Origin of the sequence: Aeromonas sp. 19NY04SH05-1, assembly GCF_040581895.1 — a bacterium.
Taxonomy (GTDB): Bacteria; Pseudomonadota; Gammaproteobacteria; order Enterobacterales; family Aeromonadaceae; genus Aeromonas; species Aeromonas enteropelogenes.
This window is the reverse complement of record NZ_CP095328.1, coordinates 4160820-4183988: the sequence shown is the minus strand read 5'-3', so window position 1 is coordinate 4183988 and position 23169 is coordinate 4160820. Positions and strand designations below refer to the sequence as shown.

Genomic DNA, 23169 nt, shown 5'->3' with positions numbered 1-23169 from the left:
CAAAGGTTAACGCGAGATGCGCGTGAGGCTGCCAGCCAGCAACGCGGATGCACGCAAGAGGATAAAGCACAATGTCCAAACAGATTATGGTGCCGGATATCGGCGCCGATGAGGTTGAAGTTACCGAGATCATGGTAGCCGTGGGTGACAAGGTCGAGCTCGACCAGTCCATCATCGCGGTAGAAGGCGACAAAGCCTCCATGGAAGTCCCGGCTCCGGCCGCCGGCATCGTTAAAGAGATCTTGATCAAGGTGGGCGACAAGGTCGCCACCGGTTCCCAGATCATGATTTTCGAAGCCGAAGGCGCTGCCGCCGCACCTGCAGAAGTTGCTGCACCGGTTGCTGCTGCCCCTGCTGCCGCTGCCGCCCGTCAGGACGTGCACGTACCGGATATCGGTGGTGACGAAGTCGAAGTCACCGAGATCATGGTTGCCGTGGGCGACATGGTTGAAGCCGACCAGTCCATCATCGCCGTGGAAGGTGACAAGGCCTCCATGGAAGTGCCGGCACCGTTCGCGGGCCGCGTGGTCGAGATCAAGGTTGCCGCTGGCGCCAAGGTTTCCACCGGTTCCCTGGTGATGGTATTCGAAGTGGCTGGCGCCGCGCCGGTTGCCGCCGCTGCACCGGCTCAGGCTGCCGCCCCTGCTGTTGCCGCCGCCAAGGATGTCAACGTACCGGACATCGGCGGTGACGAAGTGGAAGTCACCGAGATCATGGTGGCAGTGGGTGACAAGGTCGAAGCCGACCAGTCCCTGATCGCCGTGGAAGGTGACAAGGCCTCCATGGAAGTGCCGGCTCCGTTCGCCGGTGTGGTCAAGGAGATCAAGGTGAAGGCGGGTGACAAGGTCTCCACCGGTTCCCTGATCATGGTGTTCGAAGTGGCTGGCGCCGCTCCGGCTGCCGTGGCTGCTCCGGCCCCTGCCGCAGCCCCGGCTCCGGTCGCTGCTGCTCCGGTTGCTGCCCCTGCGCCGGTCGCCCAAGCTGCTGCCTCTGACTTCGTCGCCAACGATGCCTACGTCCACGCCTCTCCGGCGGTGCGCCGTCTGGCTCGCGAGTTCGGCGTCAACCTGGCCAAGGTGAAGGCCTCCGGTCGCAAGGGCCGCATCGTCAAAGAAGACGTGCAGGCTTATGTGAAGGATGCGGTCAAGCGCGCCGAGTCCGCACCGGCTGCAGGTCAAGGCTCTGGCAACGGCATGAGCGTACTGCCGTGGCCGAAGGTCGACTTCAGCAAGTTCGGTGACGTGGAAGAGGTCGAACTGACCCGCATCCAGAAGATCTCCGGTCCGAACCTGCACCGTAACTGGGCCATGATCCCTCATGTCACTCAGTTCGACGAAGCCGATACCACCGAGCTGGAAGCGTTCCGCAAAGAGCAGAACGTGCTGGCCGAGAAGCAGAAGCTGGACGTGAAGATCACCCCGCTGGTGTTCATCCTGAAAGCCGCCGCCAAGGCCCTGGAAGCCCATCCGCGCTTCTGCAGCTCCCTGTCCGAAGACGGCAGCAAGCTGATCATGAAGAAGTACATCCACATCGGTGTGGCGGTGGATACCCCCAACGGTCTGGTTGTGCCGGTTGTGCGCGACGTCAACAAGAAGGGCATCATCGAGCTGTCCCGCGATCTGGCCGAGATCTCCAAGAAGGCTCGTGCCGGCAAGCTGACCGCGTCCGACATGCAGGGCGGCTGCTTCACCATCTCCAGCCTGGGTGGCATCGGTGGTACCAGCTTTACCCCGATCGTCAATGCGCCGGAAGTGGCCATCCTGGGCGTCTCCAAGTCCGAGATGAAGCCGAAGTGGAACGGCAAGGAGTTCGTGCCGCGCCTGATGCTGCCGCTGGCTCTGAGCTACGACCACCGCGTTATCGATGGTGCCGATGGAGCCCGCTTCATCACCACCATGAATGGCGTACTGTCCGACATTCGTCGACTGGTCCTGTAAGTGAGAGGGCGGGCCCAGAGCCTGCCCTTTTTACTTCTCATTTCGTTAACAGGATTGTAAACTTGCCCCGTTTTTTTCACGGCTGCAGCCGCCTTGTTTTGCAACAAAAAGAAGGTTTAAGAGTGCGCAGTCCTGGGGATATAAGAACGACAAAGAGGTCATGATGAGTAAAGAAATCAAAACCCAGGTCGTAGTACTGGGTGCTGGCCCTGCCGGTTATTCCGCTGCTTTCCGCGCCGCCGATCTGGGCCTGGATACCATTATCGTCGAGCGTTACTCCACCCTGGGTGGCGTCTGCCTGAACGTGGGTTGCATTCCCTCCAAGGCCCTGCTGCACGTCGCCAAAGTCATTGAAGAAGCCAAGGCGCTGGCCGAGCACGGCATCGTCTTCGGTGCCCCGCAGACCGACATCGACAAGGTGCGTCTGTGGAAAGAGAAGGTCATCACCCAGCTGACCGGCGGTCTGGCCGGTATGGCCAAGATGCGTAAGGTTCAGGTTGTGAACGGTTTCGGCAAGTTCACCGGCCCGAACACCCTGGAAGTGGAAGGCGCTGATGGCAAGACCACCATCACCTTCGACAACGCCATCATCGCGGCCGGTTCCCGTCCGGTGAAACTGCCGTTCATCCCCCATGACGATCCCCGCGTATGGGACTCTACCGACGCGCTGGAGCTGAAAACCGTTCCCGGCAAACTGCTGGTTATCGGTGGCGGCATCATCGGTCTGGAGATGGGTACCGTGTACTCCTCCCTGGGCTCCGAGATCGACGTGGTGGAATTTGCCGATCAGCTGGTTCCGGCTGCCGACAAAGACATCGTCAAGATCTACACCAAGCGCGTTGCCAAGAAATTCAACATCATGCTGGAGACCAAGGTCACCGCAGTTGAAGCCCGTGAAGACGGCCTGTACGTCTCCTACGAAGGCAAGCACGCTCCGGCCGAGCCGGTTCGCTACGACAACGTGCTGGTAGCCGTTGGTCGCGTGCCGAACGGCAAGATGCTGGACGCCGAGAAGGCGGGCGTTGCCGTCAACGAGCGCGGTTTCATCGAGGTGGACAAGCAGCTGCGTACCAACGTGGCCCACATCCACGCCATCGGTGACATCGTCGGTCAGCCCATGCTGGCCCACAAGGGTGTTCACGAAGGTCACGTTGCTGCTGAAGTCATCGCCGGCAAGAAGCACTACTTCGACCCGAAAGTGATCCCGTCCATCGCCTACACCGAGCCGGAGATGGCCTGGGTTGGTCTGACCGAGAAGGAAGCCAAGCAACAGGGTCTGAACTTCGAAGTCGCCACCTTCCCGTGGGCAGCTTCCGGTCGCGCCATCGCCTCCGATTGCTCAGACGGCATGACCAAGCTGATCTTCGACAAGGAGAGCGGCCGCGTCATCGGTGGTGCCATCGTGGGTACCAACGGTGGTGAACTGCTGGGTGAAATCGGTCTGGCCATCGAAATGGGTGCCGACGCCGAAGATATCGCCCTGACCATCCACGCTCACCCGACTCTGCACGAGTCCGTGGGTCTGGCTGCCGAAGTGTTCGAAGGCTCCATCACTGACCTGCCGAACGCCAAGGCCAAGAAGAAAAAGTAATTTTTTCAATTGGTTGCACAAGAAAGCCGCTCAATCGAGCGGCTTTTTTTGTTGCTGCACTTTTTATTGATGCCTGTTGCTGCACTTCCCGTTGCAGCTCATGTGGCCTGGTCGAGAGTCACTGCCTTTAGCAGCGTCCCTTCTTCGCCTGGCCCGGCGGGCAGAAGGTGCCGTAACCGTCCCTGCTGCCATCACTGATGCGGATGCGGGCGTCATCGACGCTCACATCGGCACTGTGTACCCGTACCGGTCCACTGCTGCAGGCGCTGAGCAGTCCCCCCAGCAACATCACGATAACCAGCTTGCTCATACTGCCTCCTGTTTTTCCCTGATTATGAGGCATTTCCGGCCTTTGGAGCAGAGAGGGCGAGGGGGCTGCGTCATGGTATGGCGCGACCATGAAAAAGGGCGCCAGGGCGCCCCCGAATAATCCCGCAATGCTCATCACAGGCGGAAGCTGCTGACCAGTTTATCGAGCTGGCCGGAGAGCTGCTGCAGGCTGCGACTCGATTCGGTCAGCTGATGAGCGATGTCGGCGGTCTCCATGGTGAGCTGGTTGATGTCCTCCACGTTGCGGTTGATTTCGCCGACCACGCTGGACTGCTCCTCGGTGGCGGTGGCCACCTGAATGTTCATGTCGCTGATCTGGGTGATGTGGGCGGTGATCTGGCCGAGCGCCCCGTTGGCCTCATCCGCCTGGTTCACCACTTCCAGACTCTGGTTGCGGCCCCGGGCCATGGCGCTGACCGCGCGGGCACTCTGCTCCTGCAGCCGGTTGATCATCTCCTGGATTTCCGCAGTGGAGGCGGCGGAGCGGCTGGCGAGGTTGCGCACCTCGTCGGCTACCACGGCGAAGCCGCGGCCCTGTTCCCCGGCTCGGGCCGCCTCGATGGCGGCGTTGAGGGCCAACAGGTTGGTCTGCTCCGAGATGCTGCGGATTGTGTCGAGGATGCTGCCGATGGAGTCGGTCTGGCTGGCCAGGGATTCAATGACGCCGGCTACCTGCTCGATCTCGCCGGAGAGATCGACGATGCCGTGGCGGGCCTGGGCGACTACCTGGGCCCCCGCATCCGCCTGATCGTTGGCCTGTTTCGCCACGTCTGCCGCCAGCGACGCATTGCCGGCGATCTCGCTCACCGTTGCCCCCATCTCGTGGATGGCGGTGGCCACCTGCACGGTGCGGTCGCGCTGGGCGGTGCAGTTGTGCTGGGTCAGTTGCGCCTTGCCGGCCACCTCGTTGGCGGTAGCGGCCAGTTGGCGGGAGTTGTCGGCCACCTGCTCGATGGAGGCGTGGATCTTGGCCACGAAGTTGTTGAAACCGCTGGCCACCTGGGCCAGCTCGTCACGCCCTTCCACCTTGAGGCGGCGGGTCAGATCGCCATCGCCGCTGCCAAGCTCCTTGAACAACCCGGCCAGGTCATTGAGCGGGCGGCTCACCGAGCCCGCCAGCAGCATGCCCATGGCGCCCATGGCCAGCGCGATGACGAGAGAGATCATCAGGATCTCGTTGCGGGTCTGGGCCAGCCCGGCATAGATCTCGGCCTGGGGCACCTGGGTGACCAGATACCAGTCCAGCATGGGTATATAGCTGCTGGCCAGCACCATGGGTTGGCCGTCCACCTCGGCGTTGATGACGGCGAAGGGACGCTTGGCGAGCAGGCTGGCACTGTCACCGCTGACAAGCGCGCCCAGGGTATCGCGATCGATATGACTGGCGTTGGGGTGCAGCTTCACCTTGCCGCTGCCATCGACCATGAAGACAATGCCGCTTTGCTCAAGCCGGAAGCTGGAGACCATGGCGACCATGGCATCGAGGGATTTGGCAAATCCGGCCAGGCCGCGGCCATCGAGTTGCTGGAAATTGACGAACAGCTTCATCTCGCCGTTGCTTTCGCGAAAGATGCTGAGAGTCATCTCCTTCTGGCTCTTGGTGTAGTCGTAGAACCAGGCATCCTGGGTTGGTGTCAGGTTGCGCAGGAAGCCGTCCTGGTTGTAGTAGGCCGCGCTCTGGCGATCGGCGAAGGAGGCGGTCACCAGACCATACTGGCTGGCCACGTCCTTGAGTTGATTGATCAGGATGGGTTCCTGCTCTTTGGGCATCCCCCTGTCCACCCAGTCGAGGATGAAGCGATCGGTGGCCAGCTGCCGTGCCGCCTGGGCGATCCCCTTGAGATCCTGTTCGATCTCCTTGCTGATCCGCTGGGTCAGGTTGGGTAGCTCCTGCTCGAACATCCGCTTCTCGATCAGCTGCTGGGCCGAACGCTGGCTGAAGTAACCCACCAGCAGGCAGGAGAGCACGACGGCCAGAGTGATGGTGGCCAGGATTTTCTGTTTGAGTGTCAGGCTTGCAAGCATAAGAGTGACTCGGGTGGAGGAACACGGGATGAGTTGATATTAGCGGCCAGGGGGCCATGCCCTTGAGTCAAGGGACACCTTTATTCGCAGATTACGTTTGCGCTCACAGGAGGCGAATCCCGTATGGCACCAAGGATGCGTGCTGGTGACCACCTGCCACGCGGATGCAGTTTGCGATCATCGGAGCGGCCCTTATAGTAGGAGCCAATCCTGGTGAGTAATCCCCCTTGAATGATATGGAAAATATGATGCGCTGCTTCCGTGCGGGATGGACCCGTTTGTTTCTGCTGCTCTTGGCTCTCTGTCCCCTGCTGGTGCAGGCAAGCGAAGGGAGCCGCCCCAAGGTTGCTCTGGTTCTGAGTGGGGGCGGGGCCAAGGGCTCGGCCCATATCGGCATCCTCAAGGTGCTGGAGGAGAAGCGGATCCCGGTCGACATCATAGTGGGTACCAGCATGGGCTCCTATGTGGCGGGGATGTACGCCATGGGGCTCAGTGCCGAGGAGGTGGAGCGCACCACCCTCGCCATCGACTGGAACAAAGGCTATCAGGACAAGGTCGGCCGCAACGAGCTCTCCCTGCGCAAGAAGCAGCAGAGCGAGCAGTACCAGCTGCGCACCGATATCGGGGTCAACGGCGATACCACCCAGCTGCCGGACGGTTTCTTCCAGGGGCAGTCCATGGCCAGCCTGCTGCGCCACGCCACCTCCAACCTGCCGGTGCAGAAGAGCTTCGACGATCTGCCCATCCCTTATCGCGCCATGGCGACCGACATGGAGACGGTGACGCCCTTCGTGCTGGATCATGGCAGCCTTGCCAAGGCGATGCAGGCCTCCATGTCCATTCCCGGCGCGCTCAAGCCGGTGGAGTGGGAGGGGCATATCCTGGCGGACGGGGGAAGCGTTAACAACATGCCGGTGGATGTGGCCAAGGCGATGGGGGCCGACGTGGTGATCGCGGTGGATATCGGCGCCAAGCTGCGCACCAAGGAATCCCTCAAGTCAGGGCTTGCCATGATCGATCAGCTCACCACCTACATGACCCAGGTGGGCACGGAGAAGCAGAAGGCGCTGTTGGGGCCCGACGACATACTGCTCGTGCCCGAGTTCGGCGACATGGGGATCGCCGATTTCAGCCGCATGCCGGAGGGGATCAAGATAGGGGAGGTGACGGCCGGCAAGGCGTCGGCGCAGCTTGAACGCCTCTCCCTGAGCAAGGCCGAGTACAATGACTACCGCAATCTCAAGCTGAGCCGGCGCGCTGAGCGCAGCGGCCAGCCCGCCTACTTTATCGACAAGGTGGAGATCCTCAACAAGTCGCGACTCTCCGACGAGACGGTACGCGCCATGCTGAAGGTACGGCCCGACAAGATCCAGACCAACGAGAGCCTGGAAGCGGGGATCCGCCGCCTCTATGCCCTGGAGTCGTTCGATCGCATCACCTACGAGGTGGAGGAGCGGGACGGGGAGAACGTGCTGGTGGTGGATGCCAGCGAGAAGAACTGGGGCCCGGGTTACCTTAACTTCCAGTTCGGCTTCACCGATGACTTCGAAAACACCTCCAACTACAACGTGGGCATGTCCTACACCCTGACCAACGTCAACGACTGGGGGGCCGAGTGGCTGACCGAGGCGTCGCTGGGCACGGCCAAGCACATCAAGACCGATTTCTATACGCCGCTGGAGCCCTCCCAGACCTTCTATGGCGAGGCCAGCCTGGCCTATGACCAGACCGACCGCCGCCTGTTCAATCCGGTGCCGGACGAAATCGACCTGAACTACCTCGATACCGACTACTCCTTCTTCAGCGCGGATCTGGCCATCGGCTGGAACCGCCAACCCTGGAGCCGCCTCTCCATGGGTCTGGAGGGACAGACCGGCAAGGTGGATCTGCAAAACTTCAGGAATTACAGCGTGGATGCGACGGCTTGGGGCCCTTATGTGCGTTTCGAGCACGATAACCTCGACAGCCTCTATTTCCCCTATGAAGGGGTCAAGTGGGACATCAAGCTGGGCCACTCTCACGTCAACTTCGAGGGGCCGGAGGATCTGAATGATCGCAGCGAGGGGTGGAACTACCACCTTTCCATGATCAAACCCTGGTCCTGGGATCGCCACAGCCTCAACCTGATACTGGAAGGGGGGGGCTCCGGCAGCGAGGAGGCGGTCCCCCTGCACATCCAGGATCTGGGCGGTCTGTTTCGCCTCTCCGGTTTCCAGCGTTACCAGCTCAGCGGCCGCTACAGCCTGTTTGGCGGGCTGCGCTACATCTATCGGGTGGCCGATAACGACTTCGGCGCATTCAGGATGCCGCTCTACCTGGGGGGCTCCCTGGAGCAGGGCGGGGTCTGGAACAAGGGCAAGGATATCGGCATGGGGAGCTCCTTCACCGCGGGTTCCGTCTATGTGGGGGTGGAGAGCTTCCTCGGCCCCGTCTTCCTCGGCTATGGCATGGCGGAGGGGGGCAATGATGTCTTCTATCTGCAATTGGGCAGTACGTTCGAATAATGCGAAAATGATGCTGATTTGTTAAGTCTGGTTGTGTCGGATTTTTAAATTTCCAAAAAAACAGAGACCGATTAATTGGTTATGAGTTTGCGGTGAATAAGTAAACAGCGTTTGGATTTTAATTAGTCGTTAAAACTTATATAGTGGGGAGCACCCTACAGGGTGTCCCGCAAGGACGATCGCCGCGAGCGTGGGCGAACCCCAAAAAAAGACCAAAGAGGAATTAGTCGTGCTTGAAACTTACCGTAAACACGTCGCAGAACGTGCCGCCGAGGGCATAGTTGCCAAACCTCTGGATGCTGAGCAAGTCGCCGCCCTGGTCGAGTTGCTCAAGAATCCGCCCGCCGGCGAAGAAGACTTTCTGAAAGAGCTGTTGTCCTCCCGAATTCCCCCAGGCGTTGATGAAGCGGCTTACGTGAAGGCCGGTTTCCTCACCGCCGTCGCCAAGGGCGAGGCCCATTCCCCCATCCTGACTGCCGCGCAAGCTGTCGAGCTGCTCGGTACCATGCAGGGGGGTTACAACATCCAGCCGCTGATCGACCTGCTGGATGACGCGACGCTGGCCCCTCTTGCTGCCAAGGGCCTCTCCCACACCCTGCTGATGTTCGACTCTTTCCACGACGTGGAAGAGAAGGCCAAGGCGGGCAACGCCCACGCCAAGCAGGTGATGCAATCCTGGGCCGATGCCGAGTGGTTCCTCTCCCGTCCCGAGCTGGCCGGCAAGATCACCGTCACCGTCTTCAAGGTGACCGGCGAGACCAACACCGACGACCTGTCGCCGGCGCCGGACGCCTGGTCCCGTCCGGACATTCCGCTGCACGCCCTGGCCATGCTGAAAAATGCCCGTCCCGGCATTACCCCGGACAAAGACGGCGTGGTCGGCCCCGTCAAGACCATTGATGCCCTGAAAGAGAAAGGCTTCCCGCTCGCCTACGTGGGTGACGTGGTCGGTACCGGTTCTTCCCGCAAATCCGCCACCAACTCCGTGCTCTGGTTCATGGGCGACGACATTCCGTTCGTGCCGAACAAGCGTGCCGGCGGTGTTTGCCTTGGCGGCAAGATTGCCCCCATCTTCTTCAACACCATGGAAGATGCCGGCGCCCTGCCCATCGAGGTAGACGTCTCTGCGCTTGCGATGGGCGATGTCATCGACATCTACCCGTACCAGGGCAAGATCTGCAAGCACGGCACCGAAGAAGTGCTGGCCCAGTTTGAACTGAAAACCGACGTGCTGATCGACGAAGTGCGCGCCGGTGGCCGAATTCCGCTCATCATCGGTCGCGGCCTGACCGACAAGGCCCGCGAAGCGCTGGGTCTGCCGTTCTCCACCGTGTTCCGTCGTCCGCAACCTGTCGCCGACACCGGCAAGGGCTTCACCTTGGCCCAGAAGATGGTGGGCAAGGCGTGCGGCGTGCAGGGCATTCGTCCGGGTACCTACTGCGAACCCAAGATGACTACCGTCGGCTCCCAGGACACCACGGGCCCGATGACCCGCGACGAGTTGAAGGATCTGGCCTGCCTCGGCTTCTCCGCCGACCTGACCATGCAGTCCTTCTGCCATACCGCTGCTTATCCCAAGCCCATCGACGTGCAGACCCACCACACCCTGCCGGACTTCATCATGAACCGCGGCGGTGTCTCTCTGCGTCCGGGTGACGGCGTCATCCACTCCTGGCTGAACCGTATGCTGCTGCCGGATACCGTGGGTACCGGTGGTGACTCCCACACCCGTTTCCCCATCGGGATCTCCTTCCCGGCGGGCTCCGGTCTGGTGGCCTTCGCCGCCGCCACCGGCGTGATGCCGCTGGATATGCCGGAATCCGTGCTGGTGCGCTTCAAGGGCGAGCTGCAGCCGGGTATCACCTTGCGTGACCTGGTCCACGCCATTCCTTATGCCGCCATCCAGAAGGGGCTGCTGACGGTCGAGAAAGCGGGCAAGAAGAACATCTTCTCCGGCCGCATCCTCGAGATCGAAGGTCTGCCGACCCTGAAGGTGGAGCAGGCGTTCGAGCTGGCCGACGCCAGCGCCGAGCGTTCCGCCGCCGGTTGCACCATCAAGCTGGATAAAGAGCCGATCATCGAGTATCTGAAGTCCAACATCGTGATGCTCAAGTGGATGCTCTCCGAAGGCTACGGCGATGTACGCACCATTACCCGCCGTATCAAGGGGATGGAAGAGTGGCTGGCCAATCCGACCCTGATGGAAGCGGACAAGGACGCCGAGTACGCCGAGATCATCGAGATCGATCTGGCCACCATCAAGGAGCCCATCCTGTGCGCGCCGAACGATCCGGACGACGCCCGCTTACTGAGCAGCGTGGCCGGCGACAAGATTGACGAGGTGTTCATCGGCTCCTGCATGACCAACATCGGTCACTTCCGCGCCGCCGGCAAACTGCTCGAGAAGTACCAGGGCGAGCTGCCGACTCGCATGTGGATCGCGCCGCCGACCAAGATGGACAAGGATCAGCTGACCGAAGAGGGTTACTACGGCATCTTCGGCCGGGTCGGTGCCCGCATCGAAATACCCGGCTGTTCCCTCTGCATGGGCAACCAGGCGCGAGTAGCGGAAGGGGCCTCCGTGGTTTCCACCTCCACCCGTAACTTCCCGAACCGTCTGGGCAAGGGGGCCAACGTCTATCTGGCCTCCGCAGAACTGGCTGCGGTTGCCGCCATCCTCGGCAAGATCCCGACCGTGGAAGAGTACCTGCAGTATGCCAAGGCGCTGGACGCTACCGCGGCCGACACCTATCGCTACCTGAACTTCAACGAGATCGCCTCCTACACCAAGAAGGCCGATGCGGTGATCCTGCAGCAGGCGGTATAACCGCTCTTCACCGGAGTCCGTATCGGAAATAAATCATAATGCCGCGTCCCGACGCGGCATTATTCGTTTCTATGGGGGCCTCTTGCTGCGGGAGCGGCTGGTACAAGTGTGATCTGGTCACAGTTTCATCGGTTCGTTTTATAAACGCTTTACGTTATGTTATTCGGTTATGAGCGGTAGCGATGAGTCATCGTTACCTGTGTAACCCGACTCTTGGTCTAGTGCAGCGTCTGCCTGGGCAGGCCTGACAGCTTGTGGCGTGGTTTTTTATGTTTCTTTTCCGGTTGGATCTTTCCCGTACCAGATTGCGCATCGGCAGCACACTGCTGGCGTTCTCCCTCCCTCTGCTGGTCGGTGGCTGGATCGTTCACAGCAACTATCTGTATGATCTTAAAGCCGATTCCCGAGCTTCGGCGCACAAGGCCATTACCTTGATGGAAGAGGTGCTGGATCGTGCGGAACAGGTCAACCGGGAAGTGCTGCCGTTTGTAGCGGCCCCCTGTGAACGTAATTTGCTGATCTTGCGCAAGAAAGTAGCTGTGGAACCCTTCCTGCGCTCGGTCAACCTGGTCAATGATGGAGTGATCAGCTGTACCTCGTTGTTCGGGGCTGTCAGCGAAGTCGATGATGGCTCCCGTTATCTCGATCGCAAGTTGCTGCTGATGCGCGGCAACAAGGTAAGGCAGAACCACCCCCTGCTGGTGGTGCGCACCGAACAGGGCAGGGATGCCGCTCTCAGCGCCGTCGACAGCTCATTGCTCAGTTTCATGCTCTCCCTGGGAGACAAGCCCGACGTCCTGTTTCTGCAGGTGGGCTCGGCCAGCATCGACGAGTCTGGCCGCTATCTGGACCATGCCCCCAGGCTGGAGCGCAGTACCAGCCTCAGGCTCTCCTCCGACCGCTACCCCTTTGCCATCTATGCAGGCTACAGCATTCCCCACTACTGGCAGTCACTCTGGGAGGCGCGTCAGCTGGCGTTGTTGTCACTGGCCGCCAGCGCCTTGTTGCTTGCCTGGCTGGTATGGTGGGTGCTGGGCCGCCCGGGTTCTCCCAATGACGAGCTGAAACGGGCCCTGCGTGCCAGGGAATTCGTCCCCTATCTGCAACTGCAGGTGGCCAGTGATGACGGCAGCATGATGGGAGGGGAGGTGCTGATGCGCTGGCACCATGCCACCGAGGGGGTGATCCGGCCCGATCTCTTCATTCCCCAGGCGGAGGAATCCGGCCTTATCGTGCCCATGACCAGCCAGATGATGAGAAGCGTGGCGAACCAGTTGGGGCGGATACAGACGCAACTGCCGGATGGTTTTCATATCAGTTTCAACATCAGTGCGGCCCACTGCCACGACTTTTCCCTGCTCAGCGAATGCCGCACTTTTCTCGATCACTTTGCCCCCGGCAAGGTGGTGATGGTGCTGGAGCTGACCGAGCGGGAGCTGCTGGTGGCGGATAACCAGACGCTCTCCCTGTTCCAGCAGCTGGATCAGATGGGGGTCAGGCTGGCGATCGACGATTTTGGCACAGGCCACTCCAGCCTGCGTTACCTGCAGCAGTTCCATGTGGATTATCTCAAGATAGATCAGTCATTTATCCGCAGGATCGGCACAGAATCCCTCTCCCAGCACATAGTCGACAACGTGATCGATCTGGCGAGCCGTCTTGGTCTCGCCCTGGTGGCGGAAGGGGTCGAGACAGAGCAGCAGGCCGCCTATCTCAGGAGCAAGGGAGTCCAGTTTCTGCAGGGATTCCTCTACTCCCACCCCATGCCGTTACCGCAATTTTGCGAAGAGCTGCAATCAGGGGATATCCCCGCCAGCTCGCCTGTTCCTGCACGGGAAAAGCGCAGCGTGAACGCCTGTTAAAGGGCTCTGGCCAGAGTGGTGAGCGGGCTGGCTGTTTTGGCTCCACTCTGGTCAAACTTTGTTCGCGTTAGGCCTGAGTTCAGCATCGCCTGTTATGTTGGGTCGCCATGTTCGCTGTATGGTGCCCTTATGTCGATGACGTTGCCCAACCTGGATTTCTCCCGTCCCTGGCTACGCCTTGGTTGTACCCTGCTGCTGTTTGGACTGCCTTTCTCCCTGGGTCTCTGGATGTTGTACAACAGCCATATACAGACCCTGGAACGCCAGTCCGAGGAGTCCGCCAAACAGGCGGTCTCTCTGATGGAAACCATGTTGTCCCATGCGGAAGAGGCCAATCAGGCGATCCTGCCCTTCCTCGGCAAGTCGTGCGAACGGGCCCTGTTTGCCCTGCGCCAACAGGTAGCGCTGGTACCCTTCGTGCGCACCGTCAATCTGGCGGGGGAGGAGGAGGCCTACTGCAACTCCCTGTTTGGCCCCATCCGCTGGCCCGATCGGCAGGAAAATTACATCGATGGTCGCCTGCGCCTGGTGTCGGGTAGCCAGGTGCGTGCCGATCACCCCTTGCTGATCCTGCGGGACAACAAGGAGCAGGGGGCGGCGGTCAGCACCATAGATGGCGACTACCTGCGCTTCATGCTGGTGATCAGCGGCCGCCCCTGCAAGCTGCTCCTTCACGTGGGGAGCCAGTGGCTGGATGACGAGGGAGTGCTGAGCGACAAGGAGGTAGCCCTGCCCACCCTGGCCAGTCACGAGACCCCTTCCGCCCGCTATCCGCTCTCCATCTATGCGGGACACGAAATCTCCTCGCTCTGGCTCTCCCTGTGGCAGGAGAAGCGGTGGGGTGCCCTGCTGCTGGCAGGCATCTCCCTGACTTTTGCCCTGCTGATCTGGTGGTTGCTGGGACGGCCCCGCTCACCCGTCAGCGAGCTGGAACGCGCCCTGCGCAACAAGGAGTTCGTGCCCTACCTGCAACCCCTGGTGGCGTCGGATGGCGAGCGGGTGATGGGGGCCGAGGTACTGATGCGCTGGCAACATCCGACGGCCGGGCTGATCCGCCCCGATCTCTTCATTCCCCAGGCGGAGGCGAGTGGCCTCATAGTGCCGATGACAACCCTGATCATGGAAGAGGTGGCCCGGGAGCTGGGCATGGAGCGCCAGCAGGTGCCCCACGGATTTCACATCAGCTTCAACATCAGTGCGGCCCACTGCCGCGAGGCTGGGTTGCTCGCCGAGTGTCGCCGCTTCCTCGCTCATTTCGCGCCGGGCCAGGTGGTGCTGGTGCTGGAGCTGACCGAGCGGGAGCTGCTGGTGGCCGATCCCCAGACCCTGTCGCTGTTCAGACGGCTCAACGAGCTGGGGGTCAGGCTGGCCATCGATGACTTCGGCACCGGCCACTCCAGCCTGCGTTATCTGCAGCAGTTCCAGGTGGACTACCTCAAGATCGACAAGTCCTTTATCAGCCGGATCGGGACCGAGTCTCTCTCCGAGCACATTGTCGACAACGTGATCGACCTGGGTTCCCGCCTCGGTCTCTCCCTGGTGGCCGAGGGGGTAGAACACCCGGCACAGGCGCAATATCTCAAGACCAAAGGGGTGACCTATCAGCAGGGATACCTGTTTGGCCGGCCGATCCCCCTTGGACAGTTCAGGGCGGAGCTGAACCAAAACGCCGCTAATCCCCGGTCGGTACCGGCCGTCGCTTGTTGAGGGCATCGGCAATCCGCGCGCAAATAAAAATCCGGCCCCGTAGAGAGGCCGGATTTTTTTATCAGCGTGCCAGTGGGTCGCAAAACCCGGTGGCAGGCGGCAATCAGTAGTCGCCGCTTGCCCGCTTGGCAGCGGTGATCATCGGGGTGATGGTCATGCCCTGCACCACGATGGAGAACATCACCACAGAGTAGGTCATCACCAGGATGACCTGGCGCAGGTCGACGCCGTGCTCCGGGAGCATCATGACGCCGGACGGCAGTGCCAGGGCCATCGCCATGGCCAGACCGCCGCGCAGGCCGCCCCAGGTGAGGATCCGCACCGAGAAGGTGTTGTAGGTGCGGAAACGGCGGAAGGCCACATAGGGCAGGGAGACGCTGATGAAGCGTGCTGCCAGGCAGAGCGGCACCGCGATGACCAGCAGGATCCAGTCACGCCAGGCGAGATCCAGCAGCACCAGCGCCAGACCGATCAGCAGGAACAGCAGGGCGTTGAGGAACTGGTCCATCAACTCCCAGAAGTGATCCAGGTGATGGCGGCTCTGCTCGGAGAAGCCGGAGTGGCGGGTCCAGTTGCCGATCATGATGCCGGTCACCACCATGGCCAGAGCGCCGGAGACACCGATCATGTTGGCAAAGGCGAAGCCGGCAGTCGGGATGCAGAGGGTCAGCAGCAGCTCCAGAGAGCCGTCATCGGTGGCGCTGATCATCACGTGGGCGATGACCCCCAGCACGGCACCGAACAGGATGCCACCCAAGGCTTCATGCAGGAACAGACCCGCCACGCTGCCGAAGGTGGGCTCGACGCCGCCAAATGCCACGGCAAACACGGTGGCGAAGATGACGAGGCCGACACCGTCATTGAACAGGGACTCCCCCTCGATCTGGATGGAGATCTGGGGCGGCGCCTTCATCTTCTTGACGATGGCCAGCACGGCGATCGGGTCGGTGGGGGAGATCAGGGCCCCGAACAGCATGCAGTAGACCAGTGGCACATCCCAGCCCAGCAGCTTGGCGATAAACCAGAAGCCATAGCCGATGAGGAAGGTGGAGAGCAGGGTCGCGACTATGGCCAGAATGGTGATCTCCCACTTCTGGCTGCGCAGCGCCTTGAGGTTGATGCCAAGGCCTCCAGCGAACAGCAGGAAGCCCAGGATCCCCTTGAGCAGGAAATTCTGGAAGTCGATGCTCTTCATGGTCTCGACGGCAAGGGGTTCCAGGTTGAACCAACCCAGTTTACCGAACAGCACCATCAGCGCGGAGATCAGCATGGAGCCGGCGGTGATGGCGATGGTGGTCTGGATCTTCACGACATACTGGTTGGCAAAGGCGATAAATATCGCCAACGCTGCCAGGAAGCAGAGTGTGTAGTAGACGCTCATAGTTATTTTTTCTCGTTTGTAAACAGCAAGCACGTATCCCTGTCGGGACGCCCATAGGGTACTCCCGGGTCATATGTTACTCATTACCCACAAGTGAGTATATGAAGGCCATTTTGGACTGATAGACGGCTAGATTTCCATTTTCCAGGTTTACTGTTAGGATGCTGCTTACGCAGTTGCATGGATGTAAGAGGAAAGCGCCGTGGCGAAGAGTGGGCAAAGTAGGGATCCGAACCAGAAGTCGGACATAACAAAGAAACTGGAAACCTGCCTCAAGGAGCGGATCCTGATCATCGACGGGGCCATGGGCACCATGATCCAGGGGTACAAGCTCGGCGAGGCAGACTATAGAGGCGAGCGCTTTGCTGACTGGCACACCGACATCAAGGGCAACAACGACCTGCTGGTGCTGACCCGTCCCGCCGTGATCCGCGAGATCCACGACCAGTATTGCGCCGCCGGGGCCGATATCCTCGAAACCAATACCTTCAACGCCACCCGTATCGCCATGGCCGACTACGAGATGGAGGACCTCTCGGCCGAGATCAACCGGGAGGCGGCCCGGCTGGCCCGTGCCGTGGCCGACGAGTGGACCGCGAAAGAGCCCCACAAGCCGCGCTTCGTGGCAGGCGTCCTGGGCCCCACCAACCGCACCGCCTCCATCTCGCCGGACGTGAACGATCCGGGCAAGCGCAACGTCACCTATGACCAGCTGGTGGCCGCCTACATCGAATCGACCCATGCCCTCATCGAGGGCGGCGCCGACATCATCCTGATCGAGACCATCTTCGATACCCTCAACGCCAAGGCGGCCGCCTTCGCGGTGGACCTGGTGTTCGAGGAGCTGGGTTACAGCCTGCCGGTGATGATCTCCGGCACCATCACGGACGCCTCCGGCCGCACTCTCTCCGGCCAGACCACCGAAGCCTTCTACCACTCCCTTCGCCACGTCAAACCCGTCTCCTTCGGCCTCAACTGCGCGCTGGGTCCGGACGAGCTGCGCCAGTACGTGGAGGAGCTCTCCCGCATCAGCGAATCCTGTGTCAGTGCCCACCCCAACGCCGGTCTGCCGAACGCCTTCGGCGAGTACGACCTCGACGCCGCCGAGATGGCGGGCCATATCCGCGAGTGGGCCCAAAGCGGCTTTCTCAACCTGGTGGGCGGCTGCTGTGGCACCACCCCGGCCCACATCCGCGCCATGGCGGACGCCGTGGCGGGCATCAAGCCCCGCACCCTGCCGGATCTGCCGGTGGCCTGCCGGTTGTCGGGCCTCGAGCCCCTCATCATCACCCCCGAATCCATGTTCGTGAACGTGGGTGAGCGCACCAACGTCACCGGCTCGGCCAAGTTCAAGCGGCTCATCAAGGAGGGGCTCTACGACGAGGCCCTGGACGTCGCCAAGCAGCAGGTGGAAAACGGCGCCCAGATCATCGATATCAACATGGACGAGGGGATGCTGGACGCCGAGGCGGCCATGGTGCGCTTCCTGAACCTCATTGCCGGCGAGCCGGACATCGCCCGGGTGCCCGTGATGATCGACTCCTCCAAGTGGGAGGTGCTGGAGGCCGGCCTCAAGTGCGTGCAGGGCAAGCCGGTGGTCAATTCCATCTCCATGAAGGAGGGGGTGGACAAGTTTATCGAGCAGGCGAAACTGCTGCGCCGCTATGGCGCCGCCGTCATCGTGATGGCGTTCGACGAGGTGGGCCAGGCGGATACCCGCGCCCGCAAGTTTGAAATCTGCCAGCGCGCCTACCGCATCTTGGTGGATCAGGTGGGCTTCCCGCCGGAAGACATCATCTTCGACCCCAACATCTTCGCGGTGGCGACCGGCATCGACGAGCACAACAACTACGCGGTGGACTTCATCGATGCGGTGAAGGACATCAAGGATAACCTGCCCCACGCCATGATCTCCGGCGGCGTCTCCAACGTCTCCTTCTCGTTTAGGGGCAACGAGCCGGTGCGCGAGGCGATCCACGCCGTCTTCCTCTACCACGCCATCAAGAACGGCATGGACATGGGGATCGTCAACGCCGGCCAGCTCGCCATCTATGAAGACATCCCGGCCGAGCTGAAAGAGAAGGTCGAGGCGGTGGTGCTCAACCTCAATGACAATGCCACCGAGGAGCTGCTGGCCATCGCCGAGAAGTATCGCGGTGCCGGCGCCCAGGCCGAAGATCCGCGGGAGCAGGAGTGGCGCAGCTGGCCGGTGGGCAAGCGGCTGGAACATGCCCTGGTGAAAGGCATCACCGACTTCATCGAGGAGGACACCGAGGAGGCGCGCGCCCAGGCCGAGCGGCCGCTGCACGTCATCGAGGGGCCGCTGATGGACGGCATGAACGTGGTGGGCGATCTGTTCGGCGCCGGCAAGATGTTCCTGCCCCAGGTGGTGAAGTCGGCCCGGGTCATGAAGCGGGCGGTGGCCTATTTGCAGCCCTATATCGAGGCGGAGAAGTCCGGCGGCTCCAGCAACGGCAAGATCGTGCTCGCCACCGTGAAGGGGGACGTGCACGACATCGGCAAGAACATCGTCGGCGTGGTGCTGCAGTGCAACAACTTCGAGATCATCGATCTCGGGGTCATGGTCTCCTGCGAGACCATTCTCAAGACCGCGCGGGAGGTGAATGCCGACATCATAGGCCTGTCGGGCCTCATCACCCCATCTCTCGACGAGATGGTGCACGTGGCGAAGGAGATGGAGCGCCAGGGCTTCAAGCTGCCGCTGCTCATCGGCGGCGCCACCACCTCCAAGGCCCACACTGCGGTGAAGATAGAGCAGAACTACTCCGAACCCGTGGTCTATGTCTCCAACGCCTCTCGCGCGGTAGGGGTGGCCCAGAGTTTGCTGAGCGAGGATCTCAAGCCCGCTTTTGTGGCCCGCATCGACAAGGAGTACGAGATTGCCCGCGAGCAGCACGCCCGCAAGCAGCCGCGCTCGCGCCCCATCACGCTGGCGGAGGCTCGCGCCAACCGCCATCAGCTCGACTGGGTGGGGTATGAGCCGCCGGCGCCCCGGGAGCCCGGCGTGCAGAAGTTCGAGAACGTGCCCATCTCGGTGCTGCGCCCCTACATCGACTGGACGCCGTTCTTCCTGAGCTGGGAGCTGGCGGGCAAGTTCCCCCGCATCCTGGAAGATGAAGTGGTGGGGGAGGAGGCGACGCGCCTCTTTGCCGACGCCAACGCCATGCTGGATCAGCTGGAGCAGGATCAGAGCGTGCGCTGCGCCGGCATCATAGGCCTGTTCCCCGCCAACGCCGTGGGAGACAGCATCGAGGTCTACACCGACGAGTCGCGCACTGAAGTGAAAAAAGTGCTGCACCACCTGCGCCAGCAGAGCGAGAAGCAGGGTTTCCCCAACTACTGTCTGGCGGACTATGTGGCGCCGAAGGAGAGCGGCAAGCCGGACTGGATAGGCGCCTTTGCGGTGACCGGCGGCATCGGCGAGGAGGCCATCGCCAAGGCCTACAAGGCGGATCACGACGACTACAACGCCATCCTCATTCAGGCGGTGTGCGACCGTCTGGCGGAGGCGTTTGCCGAGTACCTGCACGAGCAGGTGCGCAAAGTGCACTGGGGTTATGCCCCGGACGAGGCGCTCTCCAATGAGGAGCTCATTCGCGAGAATTACCGCGGCATCCGCCCGGCGCCCGGTTACCCGGCCTGCCCGGAGCACACCGAGAAGGGGAGCATCTGGGAGCTGCTGGACGTGGAACAGGCCATCGGCATGCAGCTCACCGAGTCCTACGCCATGTGGCCGGGGGCAGCGGTGTCGGGTTGGTACTTCTCCCACCCCGACAGCAAGTACTTCGCGGTGGCCCAGATCCAGCCCGATCAGGTGGAGGACTACGCCGTGCGCAAGGGGATGACCCTGGAGGAGGCCCAGCGCTGGCTGGCCCCCAATATCGGCTAAGAGTGAAAGGCCGGATGAAATCCGGCTGATCGTCAGGAAAAAACGGCGGCATGCGCGGGCTGGCGGACAAGCCAGCTTGGTGCCGCCGTTTTCCATGGTCGCGGCGAGGAGCTGAGCGGTGAGCTCTGTGTGCGGTTTGTCTTGTTGTCAGGAGAAACAATTGGCGTTGTCTTGGCGCTGTGGCACCTTATACTCTCCCGCCCCATCCTGCCCAGGCACTGCCTTCTAGCGGAATTGTCATGAAGATCGCCATTTTATCCCGTGAGCCGAAAAACTACTCCACTCGCCGTCTGGTCGAGGTGGCACAGGCCCGTGGTCACCAGGTCGAGGTGCTCGACACCCTGCGTTGTTACATGAACATAGCCTCCCACAACCCCTCCATTCACTACGAGGGGGGGGAGCTGGAGAGTTATGACGCCGTGATCCCGCGGATCGGGGCCAGCATCACCGCCTATGGCACCGCCGTGCTGCGCCAGTTCGAGATGATGAACACCCTGGCCCTCAACAGTTCGGTGGCCATCAGCCGCTCCCGCGACAAGCTGCGGGCCATGCAACTGTTGTCGCGCCACGGGGTCGGCCTGCCGGTGACCGGCTATGCCCACAGCACCCATGACGTGCCCGACCTTATCACCATGGTGGGCGGCGCCCCCCTGGTGGTGAAGCTGCTGGAGGGCACCCAGGGGATAGGCGTGGTGTTGTGCGAGACCCAGAAGGCCGCTGAGAGCGTGATCGAGGCCTTTATCCAGACCAACAACAACATCCTGGTGCAGGAGTATATCCGCGAGGCCAACGGCGCCGACATCCGCTGCCTGGTGGTCAACGGCAAGGTGGTGGCGGCCATGCGCCGTCAGGCCCAGCCCGGGGAGTTTCGCTCCAACCTGCACCGGGGCGGCACCGCAGAGGCGATCAAGATCACCCCGAAGGAGCGGGCTACCGCGGTGCAGGCCGCCAAGATCATGGGGCTGGATGTGGCTGGCGTAGACATACTGCGCTCTGCCCGCGGGCCGCTGGTGCTGGAGGTGAACTCTTCCCCCGGTTTGCAAGGGGTGGAGGCCGCCTCCGGCAAGGATGTGGCAGGCAAGATCATCGAGTTTCTCGAGCTCAAGGGTAGCCGCAAGCACAAGCCTGCCGAGTAAGGGGCTGTGGGTGACAAGCTGCATCAAGCAGCATAAAGAGAAGGCGCCCTCGGGCGCCTTCTTGTTTCATGGGCTCATCGCCAGCCGGGCGCTGAAGATGCCGTCTTCCAACCGGGTCTCTATCTGCCAGCCCAGCTTCTCGCAGATGCGCTGGATGATGGTGAGGCCGCAGCCGTAGCCGAGGATCTGATCCGGCGCCGCCGCCGTCGGGTTGCTGATGGTGAGCACCTGCCCGCGCAGCTCGATCTCGATATGGCCTTCGGCGTAGCTGAGGGCGTTTTTCAAGAGGTTGCCAAGTGCAATAGCGAGCAGGGAGAGGGGAGCGTTTACTTCGCTTGCCTCGTCCAGTTCAAGCCGGATATCGAGGGACTCCCGCTGCAGCAAGGGGGCAAGGCGGGCCAGCTCCCGGCGGATCAGCGGTGCCACCTGCTGTGGCGGCCGCTCCACCTCCTCTTTGCGCCCCAGCAGCAGGAAGGTTTCGGTGAGCAGGGCCATCTCGTCGGCGGCGGCACGAATGCGGACGGTGGCGCGGGCCGCCGGGGCTGGCAGATCGGTCACCTTGCCGAGCAGGGCGGCGGAACCCTGGATCACCATGTTAGGGGTGCGCAGTTCGTGGCTGGCGAAGCGGCTGAACTCCTGCTCGCGGGCAAATACGGCGCTGACCTCCTGCTTGCCGCTCAGCAGCGCCTGTTCTATGTCCCGCAGCTCCTGCCAGGGGGCGTCGGGCACGAAGTCCGCCTGATCCGGAGTGAGGTGGGCAACCCGCTGCTGCAACCGCTGCAACGGCCCAGTAATGTGGCGCACCAGCCAGATGCCAAACCCGATGAAGGCGAGCAGAAGCGCCAGCCCGATCAGCCGGGTGGCGAGATGCAGTTTGTCTTCGTAAGGATCCAGATAGTCGTCGGCGTCGTCGTTGAACACCAGATAGAGCAGCCCCTTGCCAGAGGGGTGGCGCGCCACCAGAAAGTGCTTGTCCTCCTCGCCCAGCTGATGCTCGAAAAAGCCGGGGGTCTGGTAGGGCCTGAGCCAGACCGGCAGGCGTCCCGCCTCGGTCCAGTAGCTGGAGAACTGGCGCGGGCTCGGCGCCGGCGCCGCCATGCCGAGGCGCAGCCAGTCATCGCCGTAGCGGGTCACCTCTGCCTCCAGCCAGTGGCGCAGGCTCAGCTCCTCCATCTTGTCCTCGGCCACCAGCATCAGGCCCGAGATCAGCATCAGCAGCACCAGGCCGGCCCCACCAAGGGCCACCACCAGGCGACGGCGCAGGCTCGGCAGGCTCATGGGGTCACCAGCCGGTAGCCCTGGCCGTGCAGGGTCTCCAGCATGGGGGTGGGAAAGGGCTTGTCGAGGGCGTTGCGCAGGGCATAGATGTGGCTGCGCAGGGCGTCGGAGTCCGGCTCCTCATCCCCCCAGACGGTATCCAGCACCTCCTGGCGGCTGACGATGGCGGGGGCACGGCGAGCCAGCAGGGTGAGGATCCGGAACGGGATCTTGCCCAGCTTGAGTTCGACCCCGGCCCGGGTGGCGCGGCCGCTGGCGGTATCGACGGTCAGCTCGCCCACGCTGATGGCACCCACGTCTCCACGCGGCCCCCGCAGGCTGAGGGCCTGCAGGCGCACCTCCAGCTCCTCCATGGCGAACGGCTTGACCAGATAGTCATCGCCCCCCGCCTTGAAGCCGGCCAGCTTGTCCTCCAGGCTGTCGCGGGCGGTGAGAAACAGCACCGGGGTGGCAATGCCCTGCTCGCGCAGGCGGGCCACCGCGCTCAGGCCATCCAGGCGCGGCATCATGACGTCCATGATGATGACGTCGAAGCGCTGCTCCGCCAGCAACTGCAGGGCGGCCTGGCCGTGATAGGCGCAATCCAGCCGGTGGCCCGCCAGCTCCAGATAATCCATGATGGTTTCCGCTACCTGAGGATTGTCTTCCACAACCAAAATCTTCATGCTTTGCTCTCCTGGT

The 23169-nt window shown here is 62.0% G+C and carries 13 protein-coding genes; 8 read left to right on the top strand and 5 right to left on the bottom strand.

Annotated elements, in window-relative coordinates; translation table 11 throughout:
* Window positions 1–71 precede the first annotated feature (71 nt).
* Together aceF and lpdA are read left to right on the top strand one after the other, a co-directional pair.
* Window positions 72–1937, top strand: a complete 1866-nt coding sequence (aceF, locus tag MRK42_RS19200; RefSeq protein ID WP_354688545.1) for a pyruvate dehydrogenase complex dihydrolipoyllysine-residue acetyltransferase — start codon at window positions 72–74, stop codon at window positions 1935–1937.
* Between the two features lie 163 nt (window positions 1938–2100).
* Window positions 2101–3528 carry a dihydrolipoyl dehydrogenase gene (gene lpdA / locus MRK42_RS19195; protein WP_042025101.1) on the top strand — a complete coding sequence of 476 codons (1428 nt, stop codon included), beginning with the start codon at window positions 2101–2103 and terminating at the stop codon, window positions 3526–3528.
* 127 nt (window positions 3529–3655) lie between these two features.
* Here the strand turns inward: lpdA and MRK42_RS19190 are convergent, their stop codons facing one another.
* Together MRK42_RS19190 and MRK42_RS19185 are read right to left on the bottom strand one after the other, a co-directional pair.
* The gene (locus MRK42_RS19190; protein WP_354688544.1) at window positions 3656–3838 is read right to left on the bottom strand and encodes a hypothetical protein; all 183 of its coding nucleotides are present in this window, start codon (window positions 3836–3838) and stop codon (window positions 3656–3658) included.
* Between the two features lie 134 nt (window positions 3839–3972).
* Window positions 3973–5883, bottom strand: coding sequence for a methyl-accepting chemotaxis protein (locus MRK42_RS19185; RefSeq protein ID WP_225633914.1), 1911 nt, complete (start codon window positions 5881–5883; stop codon window positions 3973–3975).
* Window positions 5884–6131: 248 nt separating this feature from the next.
* Between MRK42_RS19185 and MRK42_RS19180 the strand changes: the two genes are divergently transcribed.
* The 4 genes from MRK42_RS19180 (at window position 6132) to MRK42_RS19165 (ending at window position 14783) form a co-directional block, all read left to right on the top strand.
* A complete protein-coding gene (locus MRK42_RS19180; RefSeq protein ID WP_354689065.1) occupies window positions 6132–8387 on the top strand; it encodes a patatin-like phospholipase family protein in 2256 nt (751 codons plus the stop codon).
* A gap of 229 nt (window positions 8388–8616) precedes the next feature.
* On the top strand, window positions 8617–11214 hold the full coding sequence (acnB, locus tag MRK42_RS19175) for a bifunctional aconitate hydratase 2/2-methylisocitrate dehydratase (protein ID WP_216993576.1): 2598 nt from the start codon (window positions 8617–8619) through the stop codon (window positions 11212–11214).
* Window positions 11215–11483: 269 nt separating this feature from the next.
* Window positions 11484–13076, top strand: a complete 1593-nt coding sequence (locus MRK42_RS19170) for an EAL domain-containing protein (RefSeq protein WP_354688543.1) — start codon at window positions 11484–11486, stop codon at window positions 13074–13076.
* Window positions 13077–13205: 129 nt separating this feature from the next.
* On the top strand, window positions 13206–14783 hold the full coding sequence (locus MRK42_RS19165; RefSeq protein WP_216993578.1) for an EAL domain-containing protein: 1578 nt from the start codon (window positions 13206–13208) through the stop codon (window positions 14781–14783).
* 103 nt (window positions 14784–14886) lie between these two features.
* On the opposite strand, the gene MRK42_RS19160 is transcribed toward MRK42_RS19165, so the two are convergent.
* The gene (locus tag MRK42_RS19160; protein ID WP_026456942.1) at window positions 14887–16164 is read right to left on the bottom strand and encodes a sodium:proton antiporter; all 1278 of its coding nucleotides are present in this window, start codon (window positions 16162–16164) and stop codon (window positions 14887–14889) included.
* Window positions 16165–16366: 202 nt separating this feature from the next.
* On the opposite strand from MRK42_RS19160, the gene metH reads away from it, so the two are divergent.
* Both metH and rimK read left to right on the top strand, forming a co-directional pair.
* Window positions 16367–20074: a methionine synthase gene (metH, locus tag MRK42_RS19155; protein ID WP_354688542.1), complete on the top strand. Its 3708-nt coding sequence runs from the start codon at window positions 16367–16369 to the stop codon at window positions 20072–20074.
* Between the two features lie 239 nt (window positions 20075–20313).
* Window positions 20314–21210, top strand: coding sequence for a 30S ribosomal protein S6--L-glutamate ligase (gene rimK, locus MRK42_RS19150; protein WP_354688541.1), 897 nt, complete (start codon window positions 20314–20316; stop codon window positions 21208–21210).
* Between the two features lie 66 nt (window positions 21211–21276).
* Here rimK and MRK42_RS19145 read toward each other — a convergent pair whose 3' ends face one another.
* Together MRK42_RS19145 and MRK42_RS19140 are read right to left on the bottom strand one after the other, a co-directional pair.
* Window positions 21277–22488, bottom strand: coding sequence for a HAMP domain-containing sensor histidine kinase (locus MRK42_RS19145; RefSeq protein WP_354688540.1), 1212 nt, complete (start codon window positions 22486–22488; stop codon window positions 21277–21279).
* Window positions 22485–23153 (bottom strand): response regulator transcription factor, encoded by a 669-nt coding sequence (locus MRK42_RS19140; protein WP_354688539.1) that lies wholly within the window; start codon window positions 23151–23153, stop codon window positions 22485–22487. Before MRK42_RS19140 ends, MRK42_RS19145 begins: the two co-directional genes overlap by 4 nt.
* Between the last annotated feature and the right edge of the window lie 16 nt (window positions 23154–23169).

Bases quoted from the DNA above. Each gene is read 5' to 3' on its own strand.
- aceF (WP_354688545.1), top strand. From the start codon at position 72: ATGTCCAAACAGATTATGGTGCCGGATATCGGCGCCGATGAGGTTGAA.
- lpdA (WP_042025101.1), top strand. From the start codon at position 2,101: ATGAGTAAAGAAATCAAAACCCAGGTCGTAGTACTGGGTGCTGGCCCT.
- MRK42_RS19190 (WP_354688544.1), bottom strand. From the start codon at position 3,838: ATGAGCAAGCTGGTTATCGTGATGTTGCTGGGGGGACTGCTCAGCGCC.
- MRK42_RS19185 (WP_225633914.1), bottom strand. From the start codon at position 5,883: ATGCTTGCAAGCCTGACACTCAAACAGAAAATCCTGGCCACCATCACT.
- MRK42_RS19180 (WP_354689065.1), top strand. From the start codon at position 6,132: ATGCGCTGCTTCCGTGCGGGATGGACCCGTTTGTTTCTGCTGCTCTTG.
- MRK42_RS19170 (WP_354688543.1), top strand. From the start codon at position 11,484: ATGTTTCTTTTCCGGTTGGATCTTTCCCGTACCAGATTGCGCATCGGC.
- MRK42_RS19165 (WP_216993578.1), top strand. From the start codon at position 13,206: ATGTCGATGACGTTGCCCAACCTGGATTTCTCCCGTCCCTGGCTACGC.
- MRK42_RS19160 (WP_026456942.1), bottom strand. From the start codon at position 16,164: ATGAGCGTCTACTACACACTCTGCTTCCTGGCAGCGTTGGCGATATTT.
- rimK (WP_354688541.1), top strand. From the start codon at position 20,314: ATGAAGATCGCCATTTTATCCCGTGAGCCGAAAAACTACTCCACTCGC.
- MRK42_RS19145 (WP_354688540.1), bottom strand. From the start codon at position 22,488: ATGAGCCTGCCGAGCCTGCGCCGTCGCCTGGTGGTGGCCCTTGGTGGG.
- MRK42_RS19140 (WP_354688539.1), bottom strand. From the start codon at position 23,153: ATGAAGATTTTGGTTGTGGAAGACAATCCTCAGGTAGCGGAAACCATC.